Origin of the sequence: Serratia sp. CY52157 (assembly GCF_052168495.1) — a bacterium.
Lineage (GTDB): Bacteria > Pseudomonadota > Gammaproteobacteria > Enterobacterales > Enterobacteriaceae > Serratia > Serratia ureilytica.
Genome location: NZ_JBJNMO010000002.1, coordinates 390661 through 412127 on the forward strand (window position 1 = coordinate 390661; position 21467 = coordinate 412127).

The following is a 21467-nucleotide window of genomic DNA, read 5'->3' on the forward strand; positions in this document are numbered from 1 at the left end:
GGAGCGACGTAATGATGAAAAAGGTGCTGGCCCTGTGCCTGAGCGGCTATTCCGCGCTGGCGATCGCCGGCTTTGACGTGGTGGCGCTGGGCGTCGACGGCGGCGTCAGCGACGGCAACCTGACCTCTTATCTGATCCGCAGCGATAATCAGCCGCAGTATGTGGCGCTGGACGCCGGCTCGCTGCTGCCGGGCATCGCCAAAGGGCTGGAGAAGGGCAGTTTCCCGCAGGTGACCCCCGAGCTGGCTGCGCCTTACACGCCGCAGGGCTATGTGTTCCGGCAGTTGATCGGCGGCTATTTCATCAGCCACGGCCATCTGGACCACGTGGCGGGGCTGATCGTCGGCTCGCCAGAGGATAATAAAAAAACCGTTTACGCCCAGGCGGACACCGTGCTGACCCTGCGCAACCATTACTTCAACTGGAAGGCCTGGCCGAACTTTACCGACGCCGGCAACGGCTCGCGGCTGGGCACCTACCGGCTGCAAACGGTGCGGCCGCAGCAGCGCTTTACCCTCGGCCTGACCGGGTTGACCGGCGTGATGTACCCGCTCAGCCACGATCGCTACCCGTCGTCAATGCTGCTGATTTCCAACGGCAACGAGTTCTTCGCCTACTTCGGCGATACCGGGCCGGACAAGGTGGAGCAGTCGCGCGATCTCGATGCCGTGTGGCGCGTGCTGGGGCCGCTTGTCGAGCAGAAAAAGCTCAAGGGCATGATTATCGAAACCTCTTACCCTAACGGGGTGGAGGACAAACATCTGTACGGCCATCTGACGCCGGCCTGGCTGCTGAAGGAGCTGAAGAACCTGACGCAGTACAGCGGCGGCGAAGGCTCGCTGAACGGTCTGCCGGTGGTGATCAGCCACATCAAACCGAGCCTGAAGCAGGGCGAAGACGCGCGCGCCGCCATTGCGCAGCAGCTGGCGCAGGGCAACGATCTGGGGGTGAAATTCATCCTGATGGCGCAGGGCGACCGGCAGACATTTTGACTATGAAGAGAGAAGAGAATGCGTAACCTCGATCTGGAACAACTGATCAACACGGAACTGAACGCCGCGGCGTTTCAGGACTATGCCCCCAATGGATTGCAGGTGGAAGGGCGCCCGCACGTGCAGCGCATCGTGACCGGCGTCACCGCCTGTCAGGCGCTGTTGGACGCCGCGGTGGCGCATCAGGCCGACGCGATCATCGTGCATCACGGCTATTTCTGGAAAAACGAGGCGCCGGCGGTGCGCGGCATGAAGCGCAACCGTCTGAAAACGCTGTTGACCCACGACATCAATCTGTACGGCTACCACTTGCCGCTGGACGCGCATCCGGTGCTGGGCAACAACGCGCAGCTGGCGCAGGCGCTGGGCATTCGGGTGATTGGCGACGTCGAGCCGCTGGTGCCGCACGGGGAATTCGAACAGCCGCTGACCGGCGAAGCGCTGCAACAGCGCATCGAAAGCCGGCTGGGGCGCGCGGTGCTGCACTGCGGCGATAACGCGCCTGAGCATATTCGCCGAGTGGCCTGGTGCACCGGCGGCGGCCAGGGCTTTATTGACAGCGCGGCGCGCTTCGGCGTCGATGCTTTCATCAGCGGTGAAGTGTCTGAGCAGACCATTCACAGTGCGCGCGAAATGGGCGTGCATTTCTTTGCCGCCGGCCACCACGCGACCGAGCGCGGCGGCGTGAAAGCGCTGGGGGAATGGCTGGCTCAGCACCACGGTTTTGATGTGACCTTTATCGATATCCCGAATCCCGCCTGATTTTTTTCTGCGTCGGATCCAGCCCGGCCTGCGCGCCGGCTGAATCCTTTTATCGCGCTATTTCCTTATTTTCCTTATGGTTGCGTTCTATTGACAGCCGGGGCTGCGTCACGCATAACTGGTGTGTTTTTCAGCGCGATAATAATAAGGAGAATAAGGGTGCAACAAGCGCGTTATTACCTTTTAGGTGAAAGAGCGGTAGTGCTTGAACTGTCACCGCCGGTGACGTTGCCGAGCCAGCAGCGCATCTGGGCGCTGGCGGAAAAGCTGAATCATCATCCTGACGTGCGGGAAGTGGTGCCGGGAATGAACAACCTGACGCTGCTGTTGCATACGCCGCAGGCCGACGCCGAAGCGATGCTCGCGTTACTGCAGCAGGGGTGGGAAAGCAAAGAGCGCCTGACGCCGGAGTCGCGTCAGGTGGAGATCCCGGTTGTCTACGGCGGGGAACAGGGCCCTGATCTGGATGAGGTGGCGCGCCATACCGGCATGACGCCGCGACAGGTGGTGGAATGCCATGCGGCGGCGGCTTACGTGGTCTATTTTCTCGGCTTTCAGCCGGGCTTCTCCTATTTGGGCGGCATGCCGGAAAAACTGGCGACGCCGCGCCGCGCCGAACCGCGTCTGGCGGTGGCGGCCGGCTCCGTCGGTATCGGCGGCGGCCAGACCGGCATCTATCCGCTGGCGACGCCCGGCGGCTGGCAGCTGATCGGCCGCACGCCGCTGGCGTTGTTCAATCCCCATGAAATGCCGCCGACGCTGCTGCGCCCGGGCGATAGCGTACGCTTTGTGCCGCAGAAGGAGGGCGTATGCTGATTATTCTGCGCGCCGGCATCTATACCACGGTGCAGGATTTGGGCCGTGAAGGATTTCGCCGTCTGGGCATCAGTACCGGCGGCGCGTTGGATCAACCGGCGCTGAAGATCGCCAACCTGCTGGTGGGCAACGCGCCGGAGGCCGCCGGGCTGGAGATCACGCTCGGCCAGTTCAGCGCCGAGTTTACCCGTCCCGGCTGGATCGCCCTGACCGGCGCCGGCTGCGACGCGCAGCTGGACGGTAAGCCGCTGTGGACCGGCTGGCGCTACCCGGTGAAAAAGGGGCAGCGGCTGGTGCTGGGCACGCCGAAGCGCGGCATGCGCAGTTATCTCGCGATCGCCGGCGGTATCGCCGTGCCGGAAATGCTGGGCTCGCGCAGCACCGACATGAAAGCCGCTTTTGGCGGGTGCGAGGGGCGTAATCTGAAGGACGGCGATCGGTTGCCGCTGGGCAAATCCACCGCGCTGCCGCAAACCCGCTGTGGCGTGAAGCAGTTGCTGTTCACCAATCGCATCCGTGCGTTGCCGGGGCCGGAGTACGCCGAATTCAGCGAAGAGGCGCAAGATGCGTTTTGGCGCGCCGCCTGGCAGCTCAGCCCGCAGAGCAACCGCATGGGCTACCGTCTGCACGGCGGCACGCCGCTGGCACGCACCACCGACAGAGAGATGCTGTCGCACGGCCTGATGCCCGGCGTGGTGCAGGTGCCGCACAACGGCCAGCCGATCGTGCTGATGGCCGATGCGCAAACCACCGGCGGTTACCCGCGTATCGCCTGCGTGATCGAAGCCGATCTTTACCATTTGGCGCAGATCCGTCTCGGCGAACCGATCCATTTCGTTCTCTGTTCACTGGCCGAGGCGCAGCGCGCCAAGGCCGAGCAGGATCTTTTCCTTCGACAGATTGCCTGGGGGTTACATGATCGTTGATTTGAACGCCGATCTCGGCGAAGGCTGCGCCAACGACCAAGCGCTGTTGCAATTGGTGAGCTCGGCCAACATCGCCTGCGGCTTCCACGCCGGCGATGCGCAGACCATGCGTCAGTCGGTGCGCTGGGCATTGCAGTACGGCGTGGCGATCGGCGCCCACCCGAGTTTTCCCGATCGGGAGAATTTCGGCCGCACTCGCATGCAGCTGCCGCCGGAAACGGTGTACGCGCAGGTGGTGTATCAGCTCGGGGCGCTGGCGGCCATCGCCCGCGCCGAGGGCGGGGTGATGGTGCACGTTAAGCCGCACGGCATGCTGTACAACCAGGCGGCGGTTGAGCCGGCGCTGGCGGAAGCCATCGCCCGGGCGGTGCAGGCGGTCGATCCGGCGCTGCGGCTGGTGGGGCTGGCCGGCAGCGAGCTGATCCGCGCCGGGCAACGGCTCGGTCTGACCACCCGGCAGGAGGTGTTCGCCGATCGCGGTTATCAGGCCGACGGCACGCTGGTGCCGCGCGGTTTGCCGGGGGCATTGATCGAGGATGATGAACAAGCGCTGGCGCAAACCCTGGAGATGGTGCGCCATCACCGGGTGCGCAGCGTCGATGGCGTTTGGACCGCCGTACAGGCGGAGACCGTCTGCCTGCACGGGGACGGCGAGCATGCGCTGGCGTATGCGCGCAAGCTGCGGGACAGTTTTGTTCAACAGGGCATCCGCGTCAGCGCAGAGCAGTAAAGCAAGACACAACATCACAAACAAAAAATTATTAGAAAATATCGAGGGAAGACTATGGAACAGGCCGTGAATCTCTGGCCACTGATCGGCATCGCCGCGATCGTGGTCGGGTTTGTATTGCGTTTCAATCCGGTGCTGGTGGTGATCGCCGCCGGCATCATCACCGGTCTGGCGGCGCTGATGCCGCTGGACGTCATTCTGGAAAAGCTCGGCGAGGGTTTTCTCAATACCCGAAACCTGCCGCTGATCCTGCTGCTGCCGCTGGCGGTGATCGGCCTGCTGGAACGTCACGGGCTGAAAGAGCGGGCGCAGGCGTGGATCGCCAAGATCAAAAGCGCCACCGCCGGCCGTTTGCTGATCGTGTACCTGTTCGTGCGCGAGATCACCGCGGCGATGGGGCTGACCAGCCTGGGCGGGCATCCGCAGATGGTGCGGCCGCTGCTGGCGCCGATGGCGGAAGGGGCGACGGAAAACCGTTACGGCGAGCTGCCGGAGCGCACCCGCCACCGCCTGCGCGCCATGTCGGCCGCTACCGACAACGTCGGGCTGTTCTTCGGCGAGGATATCTTCGTGGCCTTCGGTGCGATCATCTTCATGCATAACTTTATGCTGGAGTCCGGCGGCATTCAGACCGAGCCGCTGCATATCGCGCTGTGGGGCATTCCGACCGCCATTTTCGCTTTCCTGATCCACGCGTTCCGGCTGTATCGGATGGATAAACAGCTGAGCGCCGAGCTGGCGCAGCTGAATCAGGCGGCGCTGCAGGCGAAGGGGGAAGCGCGATGAACTTCCAGCAACAATACCTTTACTGGCTGGCCGGCGCGGTGCTGCTGATTGTGGCGGTGATGTCCTTGCGCGATCGCGCCAACCCGCGCCGCATCACCACCGGGCTGTTTTGGGGGCTGTACGGCCTGGTATTCCTGGTCGGCGACTGGACTTATCGCCTGCTGGGCGATGTACTGGGCGAGGGCAGCAACGAAAAACGCATGCTGCATATCATCGTTGGCGCGGTGGTGGTGGTGATGGCCCTGATTGCCGGCTTCGGCGGCGTGCGCCTCGGCAGCTATCACCAGCGGACGCCGCAGGAGCGCGAGGCGAGCGCCAAGCGCCTGGGCAACAAGCTGTTCATTCCCGCGCTGGCGATCCCGGTGGTGACGGTGGTCGGCGTGCTGCTGTTCAACAACGTGCCGGCGTTGCAAAACGCGGTATTCGGCAGCGGTAACCACGCGACGCTGATCACCCTGTTCTCGATGACCGTCGGCTGCCTGATCGGGTTGGCGATCGCGGTGACAATGACCCATGAGAAGGCGCTGCAGCCGATACAGGAAGCGCGGCGCCTGCTGGATTCGATCGGCTGGGCGTTCATTCTGCCGCAGATCCTCGCCACGCTGGGGCTGCTGTTTACCGTCGCCGGCGTCGGCACTGCGATCTCGCATTTGACCCAGGAATATCTGGCGGTCGATAACCGTTTTATCGCCGTGGCGGTCTACGCTATCGGTATGGCGGTGCTGACCATGGTGATGGGCAACGCCTTCGCCGCTTTCCCGATCGTTACCGCCGGCATCGGCATTCCGATCCTGGTGTTGCAGCACGGCGGCAACCCGGCGGTGATGGCGGCGATCGGCATGTTCTCCGGCTATTGCGGCACCCTGATGACGCCGATGGCGGCGAACTTCAACATTGTGCCGGCGGCGCTGCTGGAGTTGCCGGACAAGAATGCGGTGATCAAGGCGCAGGTGCCGACCGGCGTGCTGCTGCTGTTGGTTAACGTGTTCCTGCTGTATTTCCTGATGTTCCTGTAGGAGTAAGGATGCAAAAAGTATTGATTACCGGCTTCGAGCCGTTTGGCGGCGAGCGCCTCAATCCCTCCTGGGAAGTGGTGAAGCAGCTCAACGATATGGAACTGGTGGGCACGCGTATCGTGGCGCGCCAGTTGCCGTGCGTGTTCGGCGCCGCGCTGGAGGCGCTCAATGCGGCGATCGACGAGGTGCAGCCGGTGATGGTGCTGGCTATCGGCCAGGCCGGCGGCCGCACCGATATCACGATTGAACGGGTGGCGATCAACGTCGACGATGCGCGTATTCCCGACAATCAGGGGCAGCAGCCGGTGGATGAGCCGATCGTCGCCGGCGGTCCGGCTGCCTATTTCAGCACTTTGCCGATCAAAGCGATGGTGAGTTCGATGCGCGAGGCCGGCATTCCGGCCGCCGTTTCGCAGACTGCCGGCACCTACGTGTGCAACCATGTGATGTATGGGCTGCTGCACCGTTTGAGCGGCCAACGCGAGGTGAAGGGCGGTTTTATCCATATCCCGTATCTGCCTGAGCAGGCGGCGGCGCACCCCGGCGCGCCGAGCATGGCGGCTTCGACGGTGCTGTTTGCGCTGGAGCTGGCCGTTTCCATCGCTTTGCAGGTGGAACACGATCTGAAAGTGGTGGGCGGCGCGACGCATTAATCAAGATAATCCCCGGCGCATCGGGCTGCGCCGGGTCTACGCAAGGAGTGGTCTATGCCGGAAGGACCGGAGATCCGCCGGGCTGCGGACAAACTGGCGGCGGCGGTGATCGATCAGCCGCTGACCGCCGTCGATTTCGCTTTTCCCCAGTTGAAGCACTACCGCCAGCGTTTGCTCGGCGAGCGCATCGTCGCCATCGAGCCGCGCGGCAAGGCGCTGTTGACCCACTTTTCCAATGGGCTGACGATGTACAGCCATAACCAGCTGTACGGCGTATGGAAAGTGGCGGCGGCGGGAGAGACGCCGGAGACCAAGCGCGATCTGCGGGTGCGCCTGGAAACCGCTCGCAGCGCAATATTGCTCTACAGCGCTTCCGACATCACCGTCGGGCCGCGCGAGGAGATAGAACAGCACCCGTTCCTGCAACGCATCGGCCCCGACGTGCTGGACATGACGTTGACGGTGGCTGAGGTGCAGGAGCGTTTGCTGACGCCGCGTTTTCGCCGCAGGCAGCTGGGCGGCATGCTGCTCGACCAGGCGTTTCTCGCCGGATTGGGCAATTATCTGCGCGCCGAAATTCTGTGGCAGGCCGAACTGGCGCCGCAGCACAAACCGCAGGATCTGGCGCCGGAAGCGCTTTGGCGTCTGGCGGAGGCGCTGCTGGCGGTGCCGCGTCTTTCCTATCAGACGCGTGGGCAGGCGGATGAGAACCGCCATCACGGCGCGCTGTTTCGCTTCAAGGTGTTTCATCGCAGCGGCGAGCCCTGTGAACGCTGCGGCGCGATGATTATGCGCACCGACCTGTCGTCGCGGCCGTTTTATTGGTGCCCGGGCTGCCAGAAATAAGCAAAAAAAACGCCGCCCGAAGGGGCGGCGCTGTGCGGTTTCAGCCGGGGAAGCGGCTTACTTGGTTTTCAGCTGGGATTTGAAGTCACGCTCGGCATAGCCGGTGTACAGCTGACGCGGACGGGCAATTTTGATGCCTTCGTCGTGCATTTCGTTCCAGTGCGCGATCCAGCCGATGGTGCGCGCGATGGCGAAGATCACGGTGAACATGGAAGAAGGAATGCCCATCGCCTTCAGGATGATGCCGGAGTAGAAGTCGACGTTCGGGTACAGTTTCTTCTCGATGAAGTACGGGTCGTTCAGCGCGATGTGCTCCAGCTCCATCGCCACCTGCAGCAGGTTGTCGTCCTTCTTGTTCAGCTCTTTCAGCACTTCGTGACATGTCTCGCGCATCACGGTGGCGCGCGGATCGTAGTTCTTGTACACGCGGTGGCCGAAGCCCATCAGGCGGAAGGAGTCGTTCTTGTCCTTGGCGCGCTTGATGAATTCCGGAATGTGATCGACGGTCTTGATCTCTTCCAGCATTTTTAGCGCCGCTTCGTTGGCGCCGCCGTGCGCAGGCCCCCACAGGGAGGCGATGCCGGCCGCGATGCAGGCGAACGGGTTGGCGCCGGAAGAGCCGGCGGTGCGCACGGTCGAGGTAGAGGCGTTCTGCTCATGGTCGGCGTGCAGGATCAGGATGCGATCCATGGCGCGTTCCAATACCGGGTTCACCACGTACTCTTCGCACGGGGTGGCGAACATCATGTGCAGGAAGTTGCCGGCATAGGACAGATCGTTGCGCGGATAAACGAACGGCTGGCCCAGGGAGTATTTGTAGCACATCGCGGCCACGGTCGGCATTTTGGACAGCAGACGGAACGCGGTGATTTCACGGTGACGCTCGTTGTTGACGTCCAGCGCATCGTGGTAGAACGCCGCCAGCGCGCCGGTCACGCCGCACAGCACCGCCATCGGGTGCGAGTCGCGACGGAAGCCACGGAACAGATGGGTGATCTGGTCGTGGATCATGGTGTGACGGGTAACGGTCGTTTTGAAGGTCTCGAACTCTTCCGGCGTCGGGGTCTCGCCGTACAGCAGGATGTAGCACACTTCCAGGTAGGAAGATTCTTTCGCCAGCTGTTCGATAGGGAAGCCGCGGTGCAGCAGCACGCCTTTGTCGCCGTCGATGAAGGTAATCTTGGATTCGCAAGAAGCGGTGGAGGTAAAGCCGGGATCAAATGTGAAATAACCTTTGGAACCCAGAGCGCGGACATCGAGGACATCAGGGCCCAGTGTCGGTGTCAATACGCCCAGTTCGATCGGAGCTTCGCTGTCGTTAATGGTTAGCGTCGCTTTCTTATCAGTCATTTACTGTCTCCTTAGCGCCTTATTTTAAAAACCACTAACAACTGAAATACCTTAAATCTCTGCAGGTTGCCCGCAAAAAATGGTGCGGACGCTAACTCTGTGAGCGACTGCGCAACTGTGCGCGGGTAGGGTACAGAGTGCTGACCAGGCGAACGAGACGGGTGACCAGTTGTTAACGATTCAGAGTAATTCGTTATAGTCTGTTAATCTTACCTATGAGCTGTTCGAAGAGATGTGAACCTATCCCAATAAACTGTTTTTATTTGCTTTATTTGCTTTTTGACGCCGGCAAAATCGAGCGGGAAACAACGGCTATTGGGATAGGTTCGCCAAATACACTGTTGCATAACTCGAACCCGGGGGGAAGTGTATCTGCTGACCCGTAGCGCATCATAGGACCGTTTGTGCCCCTATATGTAATGGAAATGTTGATCTCTTGTCAAATCAGATAATTAATTTTGCACTAATTGTGAAATCCGTGATCTGAATCACTGTTCGGGGGAAATGTTATCAAAGCGGTTGTATGAGAATTGTAATCAGAATGTGATCCTCCTATACTGCCGCCAGGTCTCCGGATTACCCTGAAGTAGGAGCACCCAGCGTTATAAATGCGCGCCGTTTGAGCACAGAGGATGTTGATGTTTGAGCGCGTGACGTGTAAGGGTTTTAGGCTCTTAACGCTGTCTGATCCCCGCCCAGGCCCGGAGGAAGGAAAATAATAAGAGCTGTGTGGGCAAATACGTGAAAAAACAACGACCTGTCAACTTGGATCTGCAAACGATCCGGTTCCCCGTAACTGCGATAGCGTCTATCTTACACCGAGTCTCTGGCGTAATTACCTTCGTTGCCGTGGGTATCCTCCTCTGGCTGCTGGGCCTGTCACTCTCTTCCCAAGAGGGGTTCCTGCAGGCGGCCGCCATCATGAATAGCTTCATCGTCAAATTCATATTCTGGGGCATCCTCACGGCGCTGGCCTATCACATTTGCGGTGGCATCCGTCACTTGTTAATGGATTTTGGCTACATCGAAGAGAGTTTGGCCGCCGGCACCCGTTCCGCCCAGGTGGCGATCGGTCTGACCGTCGTGCTGTCAGTTCTGGCTGGAGTCCTCGTATGGTAAACAACGTTTCTGCATTAGGGCGCAACGGCGTGCACGATTGGCTGCTGCTGCGTGCTTCCGCTATCATCATCACCCTGTACGTCCTGTATATCCTGGGCTTTTTCGTCACGGCTCCGGAACTCACTTATGACATCTGGCGCGGTTTCTTCGCCACTTCCATTACGAAAGTGTTCACTCTGCTGACCTTGCTGTCGATTCTGGTTCACGCCTGGATCGGGCTGTGGCAGGTGCTGACGGACTATGTCAAGCCGCTGGCGGTTCGCCTGGTGTTGCAGCTGGCTGTCGTGGTCGCGTTGCTGGTCTATTTACTGTACGGAACAATCGTAGTGTGGGGTGCTTAAATGAAACTGCCAGTCAGAGAGTTTGATGCCGTCGTAATCGGCGCCGGCGGTGCGGGCATGCGTGCCGCGCTGCAAATTTCCCAAGCGGGCTCGACCTGTGCCCTGCTGTCCAAAGTTTTCCCGACCCGTTCCCATACCGTGTCCGCCCAGGGCGGCATCACCGTCGCGCTCGGCAACAGCCACGAGGACAATTGGGAATGGCATATGTACGACACGGTGAAAGGTTCCGACTATATCGGTGACCAGGACGCCATCGAATATATGTGTAAAACCGGCCCGGAAGCGATTCTGGAACTGGAACACATGGGTCTGCCGTTCTCTCGCCTGGACGACGGCCGCATCTATCAGCGCCCGTTCGGCGGCCAGTCGCTGAACTTCGGCGGCGAGCAGGCGGCGCGTACCGCAGCCGCAGCCGACCGTACCGGCCACGCGCTGCTGCACACCCTGTACCAACAGAACCTGAAAAACCACACCACCATTTTCTCTGAGTGGTATGCGCTCGATCTGGTGAAAAACCAGGACGGCGCGGTGGTCGGCACCACGGCTATCTGCATCGAAACCGGTGAAGTGGTTTACTTCAAAGCCAAGGCCACCGTGCTGGCGACCGGCGGCGCAGGCCGTATTTACCAGTCCACCACCAACGCCCACATCAACACCGGCGACGGTGTCGGCATGGCGCTGCGCGCCGGCGTGCCGGTGCAGGACATGGAAATGTGGCAGTTCCACCCGACCGGCATCGCCGGCGCGGGCGTGCTGGTGACCGAAGGCTGCCGCGGCGAAGGCGGTTACCTGTTGAACAAACACGGCGAGCGCTTCATGGAGCGTTATGCGCCGAACGCCAAAGATCTGGCGGGGCGCGACGTGGTTGCCCGTTCGATCATGATCGAAATCCGCGAAGGCCGCGGCTGCGACGGTCCTTGGGGCCCGCACGCCAAGCTGAAGCTGGATCACCTGGGCAAAGAGGTGCTGGAATCCCGTCTGCCGGGCATTCTGGAGCTGTCCCGCACCTTCGCGCACGTCGATCCGGTGAAAGAGCCGATCCCGGTTATCCCAACCTGTCACTATATGATGGGCGGCATTCCGACCAAGGTGACCGGTCAGGCGTTGACCGTAAACGAGAAAGGCGAAGACGTGGTGATCCCGGGGCTGTTCGCCGTGGGCGAAATCGCCTGCGTATCGGTGCATGGCGCCAACCGTCTGGGCGGCAACTCGCTGCTGGACCTGGTGGTGTTCGGCCGTTCCGCCGGCATGCACCTGCAGGAATCGTTGGAAGAGCAGGGCGTGAGCCGTGACGCCAGCGACTCCGACGTGGAAGCTTCGCTTGATCGTCTGAACCGTTGGAACAATACCCGTTCCGGCGAAGACCCGGTCGAAATTCGCAAAGCGCTGCAGTCTTGCATGCAGCACAACTTCTCGGTATTCCGCGAAGGCGATGCGATGGCCAAGGGCCTGGAAGAACTGAAAGTGATCCGTGAACGTCTGAAGAACGCACGCCTGGACGATACCTCCAGCGAGTTCAACACCCAGCGCATCGAGTGCCTGGAGTTGGATAACCTGATGGAGACCGCGTATTCCACTGCCGTGTCGGCCAACTTCCGTACCGAGAGCCGTGGCGCGCACAGCCGCTTCGACTACCCGGAACGCGATGACGCCAACTGGCTGTGCCATTCGCTGTATCTGCCGCAATCGGAAAGCATGACGCGTCGTGAAGTGAACATGCAACCGAAGCTGCGCCCGGCATTCCCGCCGAAAGTGCGTTCTTACTAATTGCGGAGATCGACAGATGAAACTCGAATTTTCCATTTATCGCTACAATCCGGATGTCGACGACGCGCCGCACATGCAGGACTACACCCTGGAAGCGGAAGAAGGCCGTGACATGATGCTGCTGGATGCGTTGATCCAGCTGAAAGAAAAAGATCCGACTCTGTCGTTCCGTCGCTCATGCCGCGAAGGCGTGTGCGGTTCCGACGGCCTGAACATGAACGGTAAAAACGGCCTGGCGTGCATCACCCCGGTTTCGTCGCTGCGCAAAGGCAACGGCAAGATCGTGATCCGTCCGCTGCCGGGGCTGCCGGTGGTGCGCGATCTGGTGGTGGATATGGGGCAGTTCTACACCCAGTATGAAAAGATCAAGCCATACCTGCTGAACGACGGCAAGAATCCGCCGGCGCGTGAGCACCTGCAGTCGCCGGAACAGCGCGCCAAGCTGGACGGTCTGTACGAGTGCATCCTGTGCGCCTGCTGCTCGACTTCTTGCCCATCGTTCTGGTGGAACCCGGACAAGTTCATCGGGCCTGCCGGTCTGTTGGCGGCGTATCGCTTCCTGATCGACAGCCGTGACACGGAAACGCAAGAACGTTTAGATGATCTGGACGATGCTTTTAGTGTTTTCCGCTGCCATAGCATTATGAATTGTGTCAGTGTATGTCCTAAAGGCTTGAACCCGACGCGTGCGATCGGGCATATCAAGTCCATGCTGCTGCAACGCGGCGCATAAACGGAATGAGATGCTGCGCCGGGCTCTTTTCCGGCGCACATCCCATAGGGGAGGGAACCTCTAAAAACTGACCCGCGGCTGCGGCGCTATGCAGCCTGGTTCTTCCGCCGGTTTTTAGAGGTTCCTTGTAAGGGACCGCAAGGTCCATAACAGAACGTATCGGGCCGTCATGGCCGCAAGTACGTCGAGTGAACCGTTTTACGGCAAACCGTATTCATCACGGTAATTATGTTAACCACGGCGAAAACTAAAGCTTCAAAGCTTAAGGGATCATGATGCAGAACGGCGCAATGAAGGCCTGGCTGGATTCCTCCTATCTGGCGGGCGCGAACCAGTCTTACATAGAGCAGCTCTATGAAGATTTCTTAACCGATCCGGGTTCCGTTGAAGATAGCTGGCGTTCCATTTTTCAACAGCTACCAACCGCGGGTGTCAAACCCGATCAGCTCCACTCTCAAACGCGCGACTACTTCCGCCGCCTGGCGAAAGACTCCGCGCGCTACAACACCACCATCACCGATCCGGCAACCGACGCCAAACAGGTCAAGGTACTGCAGCTGATCAACGCCTTCCGCTTCCGCGGACATCAGCATGCCAACCTCGATCCGCTCGGCCTGTGGCAGCGTGAGCAAGTTCCTGACCTTGAGCCCGCTTACCACAACCTGACCGAAGCCGATTTCCAGGAAACCTTCAACGTGGGCTCTTTCGCCATCGGCAAAGAAACCATGAAGTTGGGCGATCTGTACGCCGCGCTGAAGCAGACCTACTGCGGTTCGATCGGCGCTGAATACATGCACATCACCAACACCGAAGAGAAACGCTGGATCCAGCAGCGCATCGAGTCGGTGGTGGGGCGCGCCAGCTTTACCGCCGACGAAAAACGCCGTTTCCTGAACGAGCTGACCGCTGCGGAAGGCCTGGAACGCTACCTGGGCGCCAAATTCCCGGGCGCCAAACGCTTCTCGCTGGAAGGCGGCGACGCGCTGGTGCCGATGCTGAAAGAGATGGTGCGCCACGCCGGCAAGAACGGCACGCGTGAAGTGGTGTTGGGCATGGCCCACCGCGGCCGTCTGAACGTGCTGATCAACGTGCTGGGCAAAAAGCCGGCCGACCTGTTCGACGAATTCGCCGGCAAGCATAAAGAACACCTCGGCACCGGTGACGTGAAATATCACCAGGGCTTCTCCTCCGACGTGGAAACCGAAGGCGGCATGGTTCACCTGGCGCTGGCGTTCAACCCGTCGCACCTGGAGATCGTCAGCCCGGTGGTCATGGGGTCGGTTCGCGCCCGTCGCGATCGTCTGGACGAAGCGCGCAGCAACATGGTGCTGCCGATCACCATCCACGGCGACGCCGCCATTACCGGCCAGGGCGTGGTTCAGGAAACCCTGAACATGTCTCAGGCTCGCGGCTACGAAGTGGGCGGCACCGTGCGCATCGTCATCAACAACCAGGTTGGCTTCACCACCTCCAACCCGCTGGATGCGCGCTCTACCGAATATTGCACCGACATCGCCAAAATGGTTCAGGCGCCGATCTTCCACGTTAACGCGGACGATCCGGAAGCCGTGGCCTTCGTCACTCGCCTGGCGTTGGATTTCCGTAACACCTTTAAGCGTGACGTGATGATCGATCTGGTCTGCTACCGTCGCCATGGGCACAACGAGGCCGATGAGCCGAGCGCCACCCAGCCGGTGATGTATCAGAAGATCAAGAAACACCCTACGCCGCGCAAAATCTACGCTGACATTCTGACCGAACAGAAAGTGGCCAGCCTGGAAGATGCCACGGAAATGGTCAACCTGTATCGTGATGCGCTCGACCGCGGCGATTGTGTGGTTGAAGAATGGCGTCCGATGAATCTGCACTCCTTCACCTGGTCGCCGTACCTGAACCACGAGTGGGACGAAGAGTACCCGAGCAAGGTTGAGATGAAGCGTCTGCAGGAACTGGGCCGCCGCATCAGCACCGTGCCGGAAGCGATCGAAATGCAGTCACGCGTGGCGAAAATCTACGCTGACCGCGCCGAGATGGCGGCGGGCAACAAGCCGTTCGACTGGGGCGCCGCCGAAACGCTGGCCTACGCCACCATGGCGGATGAAGGCATTCCAATCCGCATCTCCGGCGAAGACGCCGGCCGCGGCACCTTCTTCCACCGTCACGCGGTGGTGCACAACCAGAAAAACGGTTCGGTCTATGTTCCGCTGGCGAATATCCACAGCGGCCAGGGCGAATTCAAGGTCTGGGACTCCGTGCTGTCTGAAGAGGCGGTGCTGGCGTTCGAATACGGCTACGCCACGGCGGAACCGCGCACGCTGACCATCTGGGAAGCGCAGTTCGGCGACTTCGCCAACGGCGCGCAGGTTGTTATCGACCAGTTCATCAGCTCCGGCGAGCAAAAATGGGGCCGTATGTGCGGCCTGGTGATGCTGCTGCCGCACGGCTATGAAGGCCAGGGCCCAGAGCACTCCTCCGCGCGTCTGGAACGTTATCTGCAGCTGTGCGCTGAGCAGAACATGCAGGTGTGCGTCCCGTCCACGCCGGCACAGGTTTACCACATGCTGCGTCGTCAGGCGCTGCGCGGTATGCGTCGTCCGCTGGTGGTGATGTCGCCGAAGTCGCTGCTGCGTCACCCGCTGGCTGTCTCTTCGCTGGACGAGCTGGCCAATGGCACCTTCCTGCCGGCGATCGGCGAGATCGACGATTTGGATCCGAAAGCGGTCAAGCGCGTCGTGCTGTGCTCCGGTAAGGTTTACTACGACCTGCTGGAACAGCGTCGCAAGAACGAGCAGAAAGACGTGGCCATCGTGCGCATCGAGCAGCTGTATCCGTTCCCGCATCAGGCCGTGCAGGCCGTGCTGGAGCAATACTCGCACGTGCATGACTTCGTCTGGTGTCAGGAAGAGCCGCTGAACCAGGGCGCCTGGTACTGCAGCCAACACAACTTCCGTGAAGTGGTGCCGTTCGGGGCTTCTTTACGTTACGCAGGACGTCCGGCCTCCGCCTCTCCGGCGGTGGGTTATATGTCCGTACACCAGAAGCAGCAGCAGGCTCTGGTGAATGATGCGCTGAATATTGACTAATGTTCGCTCGCTTGCCGGCCGAGGGGCCGGCAAGCAGATGATAAAAAACTTAAGGGAAAGCTAAATGAGTAGCGTAGATATTCTGGTTCCTGACCTTCCTGAATCGGTTGCCGATGCGACCGTAGCCACCTGGCACAAGAAACCGGGCGACAGCGTTCAGCGTGACGAAGTCCTGGTTGAAATCGAAACCGACAAAGTGGTGTTGGAAGTGCCGGCCAGTGAAGCGGGTATTCTCGATGCTATCGTGGAAGAAGAGGGCGCGACCGTACTGTCTCGCCAGCTGCTCGGCCGCATCCGTCCGGGCGACAGCTCCGGCAAGCCGACCGCTGAGAAGAGCCAGGAGAAAGAAGCCACGCCTGCGCAGCGCGCGACCGCGAGCCTGGAAGAAGAAAGCAATGACGCACTCAGCCCGGCGATTCGCCGCCTGATTGCTGAACACGATCTCGATGCCGGCGCCATCAAAGGCACCGGCGTGGGTGGCCGCATTACGCGTGAAGACGTGGAAGCGCACCTGGCCAAAGGCGGCGCCGCTGCCAAACCAGCCGCCGCTGAAGCCGCGCCGCAGCCTGCTCTGGCCGGCCGCAGCGAAAAACGCGTGCCGATGACCCGCCTGCGCAAACGCGTCGCCGAGCGTCTGCTGGAAGCGAAAAACAGCACCGCGATGTTGACCACCTTCAACGAAATCAACATGCAGCCGATCATGGATCTGCGCAAGCAGTACGGCGAAGCCTTCGAGAAACGCCACGGCGTGCGTCTGGGCTTCATGTCCTTCTACATCAAGGCGGTGGTTGAAGCGCTGAAGCGTTTCCCGGAAGTGAACGCGTCGATCGACGGTTCCGACGTGGTTTACCACAACTACTTCGACATCAGCATCGCGGTTTCTACTCCTCGCGGCCTGGTGACGCCGGTACTGCGCGATGTGGACGCCATGAGCATGGCTGACATCGAGAAGAAAATCAAAGAGCTGGCCGTTAAGGGCCGCGACGGCAAACTGACCGTGGAAGAGCTGACCGGCGGTAACTTCACCATTACCAACGGCGGCGTATTCGGCTCCCTGATGTCCACCCCGATCATCAACCCGCCGCAGAGCGCCATCCTGGGCATGCACGCCATCAAAGATCGCCCAATGGCGGTCAATGGTCAGGTGGTGATCCAGCCGATGATGTATCTGGCGCTGTCTTATGACCACCGCCTGATCGACGGTAAAGAATCCGTCGGTTATCTGGTGACGGTCAAAGAGATGCTGGAAGATCCGGCTCGTCTGCTGCTGGACGTCTAGTAACCCTTGCCGGGCGCGGCATGCCGCGCCCGCACTCTGTGCTATGTGGCCGGAAAACCATGCGGTTTACCGCGTAATAATGGTCCGGCTAAAAACCTTCAGAACTGAATGGATAGAACATCATGAATTTACACGAATATCAGGCAAAACAGCTGTTTGCTCGGTATGGCATGCCGGCACCAACCGGTTACGCCTGTACCACTCCGCGTGAAGCAGAAGAAGCCGCATCCAAAATCGGCTCCGGCCCGTGGGTGGTGAAATGTCAGGTTCATGCTGGCGGCCGCGGTAAAGCGGGCGGCGTTAAAGTCGTCAACAGCAAAGAAGATATCCGTGCCTTCGCGGAAGCCTGGTTGGGCAAACGTCTGGTGACTTACCAGACTGACGCGCTGGGCCAGCCGGTTAACCAGATCCTGGTAGAAGCGGCGACCGACATCGATAAAGAGCTGTACCTGGGCGCCGTTGTAGACCGCGCGACCCGTCGCATCGTATTCATGGCGTCTACCGAAGGCGGCGTGGAAATCGAGAAAGTGGCGGAAGAAACCCCGGAACTGATCCACAAAATGACCATCGATCCGCTGGCGGGTCCACAGCCTTATCAGGGCCGTGAGCTGGCCTTCAAACTGGGCCTGACCGGCAAGCAAGTCAGCCAGTTCGCCAAGATCTTCATGGGTCTGGCGACGCTGTTCCTGGAGCGCGACCTGGCGATGGTTGAGATCAACCCGCTGGTGATCACCAAGCAGGGCGATCTGGTGTGCCTGGACGGCAAACTGGGCGCCGACGGCAACGCCCTGTTCCGTCAGCCTGAACTGCGTGAAATGCGTGACCCTTCGCAGGAAGACGAGCGTGAATCCCGTGCGGCTCAGTGGGAGCTGAACTACGTTGCCCTCGACGGCAACATCGGCTGCATGGTGAACGGCGCCGGTCTGGCGATGGGCACCATGGACATCGTTAAACTGCACGGCGGCGAACCGGCCAACTTCCTGGACGTTGGCGGCGGTGCGACCAAAGAGCGCGTGACCGAAGCGTTCAAAATCATCCTGTCCGACGACAAGGTGAAAGCGGTTCTGGTTAACATCTTCGGTGGTATCGTACGTTGCGATCTGATCGCTGACGGCATCATCGGCGCAGTGGCTGAAGTGGGCGTTAACGTCCCGGTCGTGGTGCGCCTGGAAGGGAACAATGCCGAACTGGGCGCCAAGAAACTGGCGGACAGCGGCCTGAATATCATTGCTGCGACCAGCCTGACTGATGCGGCTCAGCAAGTTGTTGCAGCAGTGGAGGGTAAATAATGTCCATCTTAATCGATAAAAACACCAAAGTAATTTGTCAGGGCTTCACCGGTAGCCAGGGGACTTTCCACTCCGAACAAGCTATCGCTTACGGCACCAAAATGGTTGGCGGCGTCACCCCGGGCAAAGGCGGCACTCAGCACCTGGGTCTGCCGGTGTTCAACACCGTGCGTGAAGCGGTTGAAGCGACCGGCGCGACGGCCTCTGTCATCTACGTTCCAGCGCCGTTCTGCAAAGACTCCATTCTGGAAGCGATCGATGCCGGCATCAAACTGATCATCACCATCACCGAAGGCATCCCGACCCTGGACATGCTGACTGTGAAAGTGAAGCTGGACGAAGCCGGTGTGCGCATGATCGGGCCGAACTGCCCTGGCGTGATCACCCCGGGCGAGTGCAAAATCGGCATCATGCCTGGCCACATCCACCTGCCGGGCAAAGTGGGCATCGTTTCCCGCTCCGGCACCCTGACCTATGAAGCGGTGAAACAAACCACCGATGCCGGTCTGGGCCAGTCCACCTGCGTGGGCATCGGCGGCGACCCGATCCCGGGCTCCAACTTCATCGATATCCTGAAGATGTTCCAGCAGGATCCGCAGACCGAAGCGATCGTGATGATCGGTGAGATCGGCGGCAGCGCTGAAGAAGAAGCGGCAGCTTACATCAAAGAACACGTCACCAAACCGGTTGTCGGCTACATCGCCGGCGTAACCGCGCCGAAAGGCAAGCGTATGGGCCACGCGGGCGCCATCATCGCAGGCGGCAAGGGCACGGCGGACGAGAAGTTTGCTGCGCTGGAAGCGGCGGGCGTGAAAACCGTTCGCAGCCTGGCGGACATCGGCGACGCGGTAAAAGCGGTGCTGAAGCGCTAAGCATTGAGTACGAAATAACACTATCTCGACATGTTTGGCCACCCATTGGGTGGCCTTTTTTATGGGTGAAGATCAGAAGTCGTTAAGCGCCTTGATCAGCGCGATCCGATCCTGCAGGCGGCGCTGCCGCACCGGATCCGCGGCGGTTTGCCGCTGTAGCTCCAGCGAGGTGAGGGCGGTGCGGTAATCGTCGGCATTGTTGAACAGCGCGTCTTTGACGTTGATCGAGGCGACGTTGGTATAGCGCCCGTCGTCGGTGGTCGGCACCTGGATAACGCCTTCATTGAGCAGCCGTTTGACGATCGCCCGCTGCGGTTCGTATCCTTCCATGCCGGCCAGCTTCCAGCGCTGCGGCGGCACGCTCTGATACTGGCCGTGTTTCACTTCCGTCAGGTAGCGCAGAGTCAGGTTGCGAATGGTGCCTTCTTCTTCACCGTATTGCGCTTTGCTGTCGAACAGCACCGGGAAGGATTGCCCCTCCAGCGCGCCGCCCTTCTGCGTCAGGTGGCCCATACGGTAACTGTTCATGCCCAGGCGGATCGGCATGTCGTCGGTGACCGGCGTGCCGTCTGCCAGGCGCAGACTGACGATGCGTGAACCGGCCGGTTGACGCAGATCGATGGTGTAAGTGACGCCGTCGAAGAAATCGTTGGTGGAATATTTGGACGAGCGCCGCGCCGGGTTAAAGCTGTAGGTGACGTCGCCCGGCTGCAGCTGATTGAAATAATCGGCAGACCACTCCATGTAGCGTTTAAGCGCTTTGCCGTTGAGCTGATAAACGGTGATCTCGCCGCCGGCGTATTGGTAGTTAAAGGCGATATCCTTGGCCTTGATGTCGCCGACATCCAGTTTGGCGCGATCGTTGTCGATCTGCAGGGCGATCACCTGCGCCAGCGGTGCATAGTGACGGGCGGCCTGCTGGAATAACTCACTGATGCCGGTATCCTGAACGTGTACCTGAGGAATGCCGCGGAACTCGTCGGCAGGCACCAGATCGCTGCCGCTCAGCTTCGCCACGACTCGGTTGGCGTTGGCGCGCAAAATGTCATGATACGGCTGGTAGAGAGCCTGCATGGCGCTGTCCGGCGCCAGCCCCTTGATGGAATAGGTGTAGCTGTTTTTGTCGATCAGCGTGAATTTGCCATCGCGGCGTTCAAATTGCAGGTCAATGCGTGACAGCGCGCGACCGTACTTATCCGGCTCCGTGATGATGACGCCGTTCACCACCGCTTTGTCGATTTTCACATGCATGTGGCCGGCGACGATCGCCGCCAGCTCCGGGTTGGCGTTGGCGATGTCCGCCACGCCGGTGCCGGGGCGCTGGTTCTCGTTGTCGATGCCCATATGCGCGACCAGCACGATCGCGTCGACCTGGCCGTCGATCTGCCTGATGACCTGTTTCACCGCCTGTACCGGATCGGTGAAGTTCAGCCCTTTGATGCGATCGGTGCCCTTGGCGAATTCCGCAGTCATCGGCGTGTCCATGCCGATGATGCCGATCTTCACGCCCTGGCGTTCGAGGATGGTATAGGCCGGCAGATAAGGTTTGCCGCTGTCCCAGACGATGTTGCCCGCCAGCGCCGCGCCTTTAAACTGTTTGAGCGGCGTGGCCAGCGCCGGCAGACCGAAGTCGAATTCGTGGTTGCCCATCACCCAAACGTCGTAGTCAAGCGCGTTGAGGCCCAGCATCATCGGGCTGACGGCCTCCTGTTTGAAGGTTTCGACGAAGTTGCCCTGGATGGTGTCGCCGGCGTCCACCAGAATCAGGTTGGGCTGTTCGGCGCGCACCTTTTTGACCTGGGTGGCTATCTGGCTCAGGCTGCCCGCCAGGTTTTCCGTGTCGCTGGCGTAGTCCCAGGGCACGAAAGTGCCGTGCAGATCGGAGGTGCCCAACAGGGTGATATTTACCGTTTCGGCGGCCATGGCGTTTCCCGAGAGTCCCAAGACAGAGGCAAAGATGATTTTTTTCATAAGTTATTGTCACTCAATGCAATTTTAACATAAGTGGTCATTTTGCTACAAAATCGCAACCTTTACGATCCCATTGCGAGAAATAGACTAATATTGGAGAGAGATTTGTTGTTTTGTGACTGCTATCACTGTCACG

The 21467-nt window shown here is 60.3% G+C and carries 19 protein-coding genes; 17 read left to right on the plus strand and 2 right to left on the minus strand.

All coding sequences use genetic code 11. The features are described 5' to 3' along the window. The first annotated feature begins 11 nt into the window (after nt 1–11). The 9 genes from ACJ8IP_RS11550 to nei all read left to right on the plus strand — a co-directional run bounded on the left by ACJ8IP_RS11550 (nt 12) and on the right by nei (nt 7527). Nucleotides 12–992, plus strand: coding sequence for an MBL fold metallo-hydrolase (locus tag ACJ8IP_RS11550; protein ID WP_042783859.1), 981 nt, complete (start codon nt 12–14; stop codon nt 990–992). A gap of 18 nt (nt 993–1010) precedes the next feature. Further along, nucleotides 1011–1754: a type 2 GTP cyclohydrolase I gene (locus ACJ8IP_RS11555; RefSeq protein WP_016928738.1), complete on the plus strand. Its 744-nt coding sequence runs from the start codon at nt 1011–1013 to the stop codon at nt 1752–1754. A gap of 159 nt (nt 1755–1913) precedes the next feature. Then, nucleotides 1914–2570: a 5-oxoprolinase subunit PxpB gene (gene pxpB, locus ACJ8IP_RS11560; RefSeq protein ID WP_071997796.1), complete on the plus strand. Its 657-nt coding sequence runs from the start codon at nt 1914–1916 to the stop codon at nt 2568–2570. Further along, on the plus strand, nt 2564–3496 hold the full coding sequence (gene pxpC, locus ACJ8IP_RS11565) for a 5-oxoprolinase subunit PxpC (RefSeq protein WP_069100736.1): 933 nt from the start codon (nt 2564–2566) through the stop codon (nt 3494–3496). Before pxpB ends, pxpC begins: the two co-directional genes overlap by 7 nt. Continuing rightward, nucleotides 3486–4226: a 5-oxoprolinase subunit PxpA gene (gene pxpA / locus ACJ8IP_RS11570; protein WP_004939906.1), complete on the plus strand. Its 741-nt coding sequence runs from the start codon at nt 3486–3488 to the stop codon at nt 4224–4226. The genes pxpC and pxpA overlap by 11 nt, the downstream gene beginning before the upstream one ends. 54 nt (nt 4227–4280) lie before the next feature. After that, complete coding sequence (locus ACJ8IP_RS11575) at nt 4281–5012, plus strand: DUF969 domain-containing protein (RefSeq protein ID WP_016928734.1); 732 nt, start codon at nt 4281–4283, stop codon at nt 5010–5012. After that, nucleotides 5009–6028 carry a DUF979 domain-containing protein gene (locus ACJ8IP_RS11580; RefSeq protein WP_033642193.1) on the plus strand — a complete coding sequence of 340 codons (1020 nt, stop codon included), beginning with the start codon at nt 5009–5011 and terminating at the stop codon, nt 6026–6028. Before ACJ8IP_RS11575 ends, ACJ8IP_RS11580 begins: the two co-directional genes overlap by 4 nt. Before the next feature lie 8 nt (nt 6029–6036). Beyond that, a complete protein-coding gene (gene pcp, locus ACJ8IP_RS11585) occupies nt 6037–6681 on the plus strand; it encodes a pyroglutamyl-peptidase I (RefSeq protein ID WP_016928732.1) in 645 nt (214 codons plus the stop codon). Nucleotides 6682–6735: 54 nt separating this feature from the next. Then, complete coding sequence (nei, locus tag ACJ8IP_RS11590) at nt 6736–7527, plus strand: endonuclease VIII (protein ID WP_442524403.1); 792 nt, start codon at nt 6736–6738, stop codon at nt 7525–7527. Between the two features lie 57 nt (nt 7528–7584). On the opposite strand, the gene ACJ8IP_RS11595 is transcribed toward nei, so the two are convergent. Continuing rightward, nucleotides 7585–8877, minus strand: a complete 1293-nt coding sequence (locus tag ACJ8IP_RS11595; protein WP_033642196.1) for a citrate synthase — start codon at nt 8875–8877, stop codon at nt 7585–7587. Nucleotides 8878–9606: 729 nt separating this feature from the next. Between ACJ8IP_RS11595 and sdhC the strand changes: the two genes are divergently transcribed. From sdhC to sucD, 8 genes are all read left to right on the plus strand, one after another. After that, nucleotides 9607–9996 (plus strand): succinate dehydrogenase cytochrome b556 subunit, encoded by a 390-nt coding sequence (gene sdhC, locus ACJ8IP_RS11600; protein WP_004939893.1) that lies wholly within the window; start codon nt 9607–9609, stop codon nt 9994–9996. After that, nucleotides 9990–10337: a succinate dehydrogenase membrane anchor subunit gene (sdhD, locus tag ACJ8IP_RS11605; protein WP_004939891.1), complete on the plus strand. Its 348-nt coding sequence runs from the start codon at nt 9990–9992 to the stop codon at nt 10335–10337. Before sdhC ends, sdhD begins: the two co-directional genes overlap by 7 nt. Further along, nucleotides 10338–12104 (plus strand): succinate dehydrogenase flavoprotein subunit, encoded by a 1767-nt coding sequence (gene sdhA / locus ACJ8IP_RS11610; protein WP_015376974.1) that lies wholly within the window; start codon nt 10338–10340, stop codon nt 12102–12104. Between the two features lie 16 nt (nt 12105–12120). Then, complete coding sequence (locus tag ACJ8IP_RS11615) at nt 12121–12837, plus strand: succinate dehydrogenase iron-sulfur subunit (protein ID WP_015376975.1); 717 nt, start codon at nt 12121–12123, stop codon at nt 12835–12837. Between the two features lie 275 nt (nt 12838–13112). Further along, the gene (gene sucA, locus ACJ8IP_RS11620) at nt 13113–15920 is read left to right on the plus strand and encodes a 2-oxoglutarate dehydrogenase E1 component (protein WP_033644215.1); all 2808 of its coding nucleotides are present in this window, start codon (nt 13113–13115) and stop codon (nt 15918–15920) included. A gap of 64 nt (nt 15921–15984) precedes the next feature. After that, entirely contained in the window at nt 15985–17199 is a 1215-nt protein-coding gene (odhB, locus tag ACJ8IP_RS11625; protein WP_033642197.1) for a 2-oxoglutarate dehydrogenase complex dihydrolipoyllysine-residue succinyltransferase, read from the plus strand. 122 nt (nt 17200–17321) lie between these two features. Next, on the plus strand, nt 17322–18488 hold the full coding sequence (sucC, locus tag ACJ8IP_RS11630) for an ADP-forming succinate--CoA ligase subunit beta (protein ID WP_015376978.1): 1167 nt from the start codon (nt 17322–17324) through the stop codon (nt 18486–18488). Then, nucleotides 18488–19360, plus strand: a complete 873-nt coding sequence (gene sucD, locus ACJ8IP_RS11635) for a succinate--CoA ligase subunit alpha (RefSeq protein WP_004939878.1) — start codon at nt 18488–18490, stop codon at nt 19358–19360. The genes sucC and sucD overlap by 1 nt, the downstream gene beginning before the upstream one ends. Nucleotides 19361–19432: 72 nt before the next feature. On the opposite strand, the gene ACJ8IP_RS11640 is transcribed toward sucD, so the two are convergent. Continuing rightward, nucleotides 19433–21331, minus strand: a complete 1899-nt coding sequence (locus ACJ8IP_RS11640; RefSeq protein WP_164107209.1) for a bifunctional metallophosphatase/5'-nucleotidase — start codon at nt 21329–21331, stop codon at nt 19433–19435. Nucleotides 21332–21467 lie beyond the last annotated feature (136 nt).

Coding starts and splice junctions, on each gene's coding strand:
- ACJ8IP_RS11640 (WP_164107209.1), bottom strand. CDS start 21,331: ATGAAAAAAATCATCTTTGCCTCTGTCTTGGGACTCTCGGGAAACGCC.
- sucA (WP_033644215.1), top strand. CDS start 13,113: ATGCAGAACGGCGCAATGAAGGCCTGGCTGGATTCCTCCTATCTGGCG.
- nei (WP_442524403.1), top strand. CDS start 6,736: ATGCCGGAAGGACCGGAGATCCGCCGGGCTGCGGACAAACTGGCGGCG.
- odhB (WP_033642197.1), top strand. CDS start 15,985: ATGAGTAGCGTAGATATTCTGGTTCCTGACCTTCCTGAATCGGTTGCC.
- ACJ8IP_RS11575 (WP_016928734.1), top strand. CDS start 4,281: ATGGAACAGGCCGTGAATCTCTGGCCACTGATCGGCATCGCCGCGATC.
- sdhD (WP_004939891.1), top strand. CDS start 9,990: ATGGTAAACAACGTTTCTGCATTAGGGCGCAACGGCGTGCACGATTGG.
- pxpA (WP_004939906.1), top strand. CDS start 3,486: ATGATCGTTGATTTGAACGCCGATCTCGGCGAAGGCTGCGCCAACGAC.
- sucD (WP_004939878.1), top strand. CDS start 18,488: ATGTCCATCTTAATCGATAAAAACACCAAAGTAATTTGTCAGGGCTTC.
- ACJ8IP_RS11595 (WP_033642196.1), bottom strand. CDS start 8,877: ATGACTGATAAGAAAGCGACGCTAACCATTAACGACAGCGAAGCTCCG.
- ACJ8IP_RS11555 (WP_016928738.1), top strand. CDS start 1,011: ATGCGTAACCTCGATCTGGAACAACTGATCAACACGGAACTGAACGCC.
- sdhA (WP_015376974.1), top strand. CDS start 10,338: ATGAAACTGCCAGTCAGAGAGTTTGATGCCGTCGTAATCGGCGCCGGC.
- ACJ8IP_RS11580 (WP_033642193.1), top strand. CDS start 5,009: ATGAACTTCCAGCAACAATACCTTTACTGGCTGGCCGGCGCGGTGCTG.
- pcp (WP_016928732.1), top strand. CDS start 6,037: ATGCAAAAAGTATTGATTACCGGCTTCGAGCCGTTTGGCGGCGAGCGC.
- sucC (WP_015376978.1), top strand. CDS start 17,322: ATGAATTTACACGAATATCAGGCAAAACAGCTGTTTGCTCGGTATGGC.
- ACJ8IP_RS11615 (WP_015376975.1), top strand. CDS start 12,121: ATGAAACTCGAATTTTCCATTTATCGCTACAATCCGGATGTCGACGAC.
- pxpC (WP_069100736.1), top strand. CDS start 2,564: ATGCTGATTATTCTGCGCGCCGGCATCTATACCACGGTGCAGGATTTG.
- ACJ8IP_RS11550 (WP_042783859.1), top strand. CDS start 12: ATGATGAAAAAGGTGCTGGCCCTGTGCCTGAGCGGCTATTCCGCGCTG.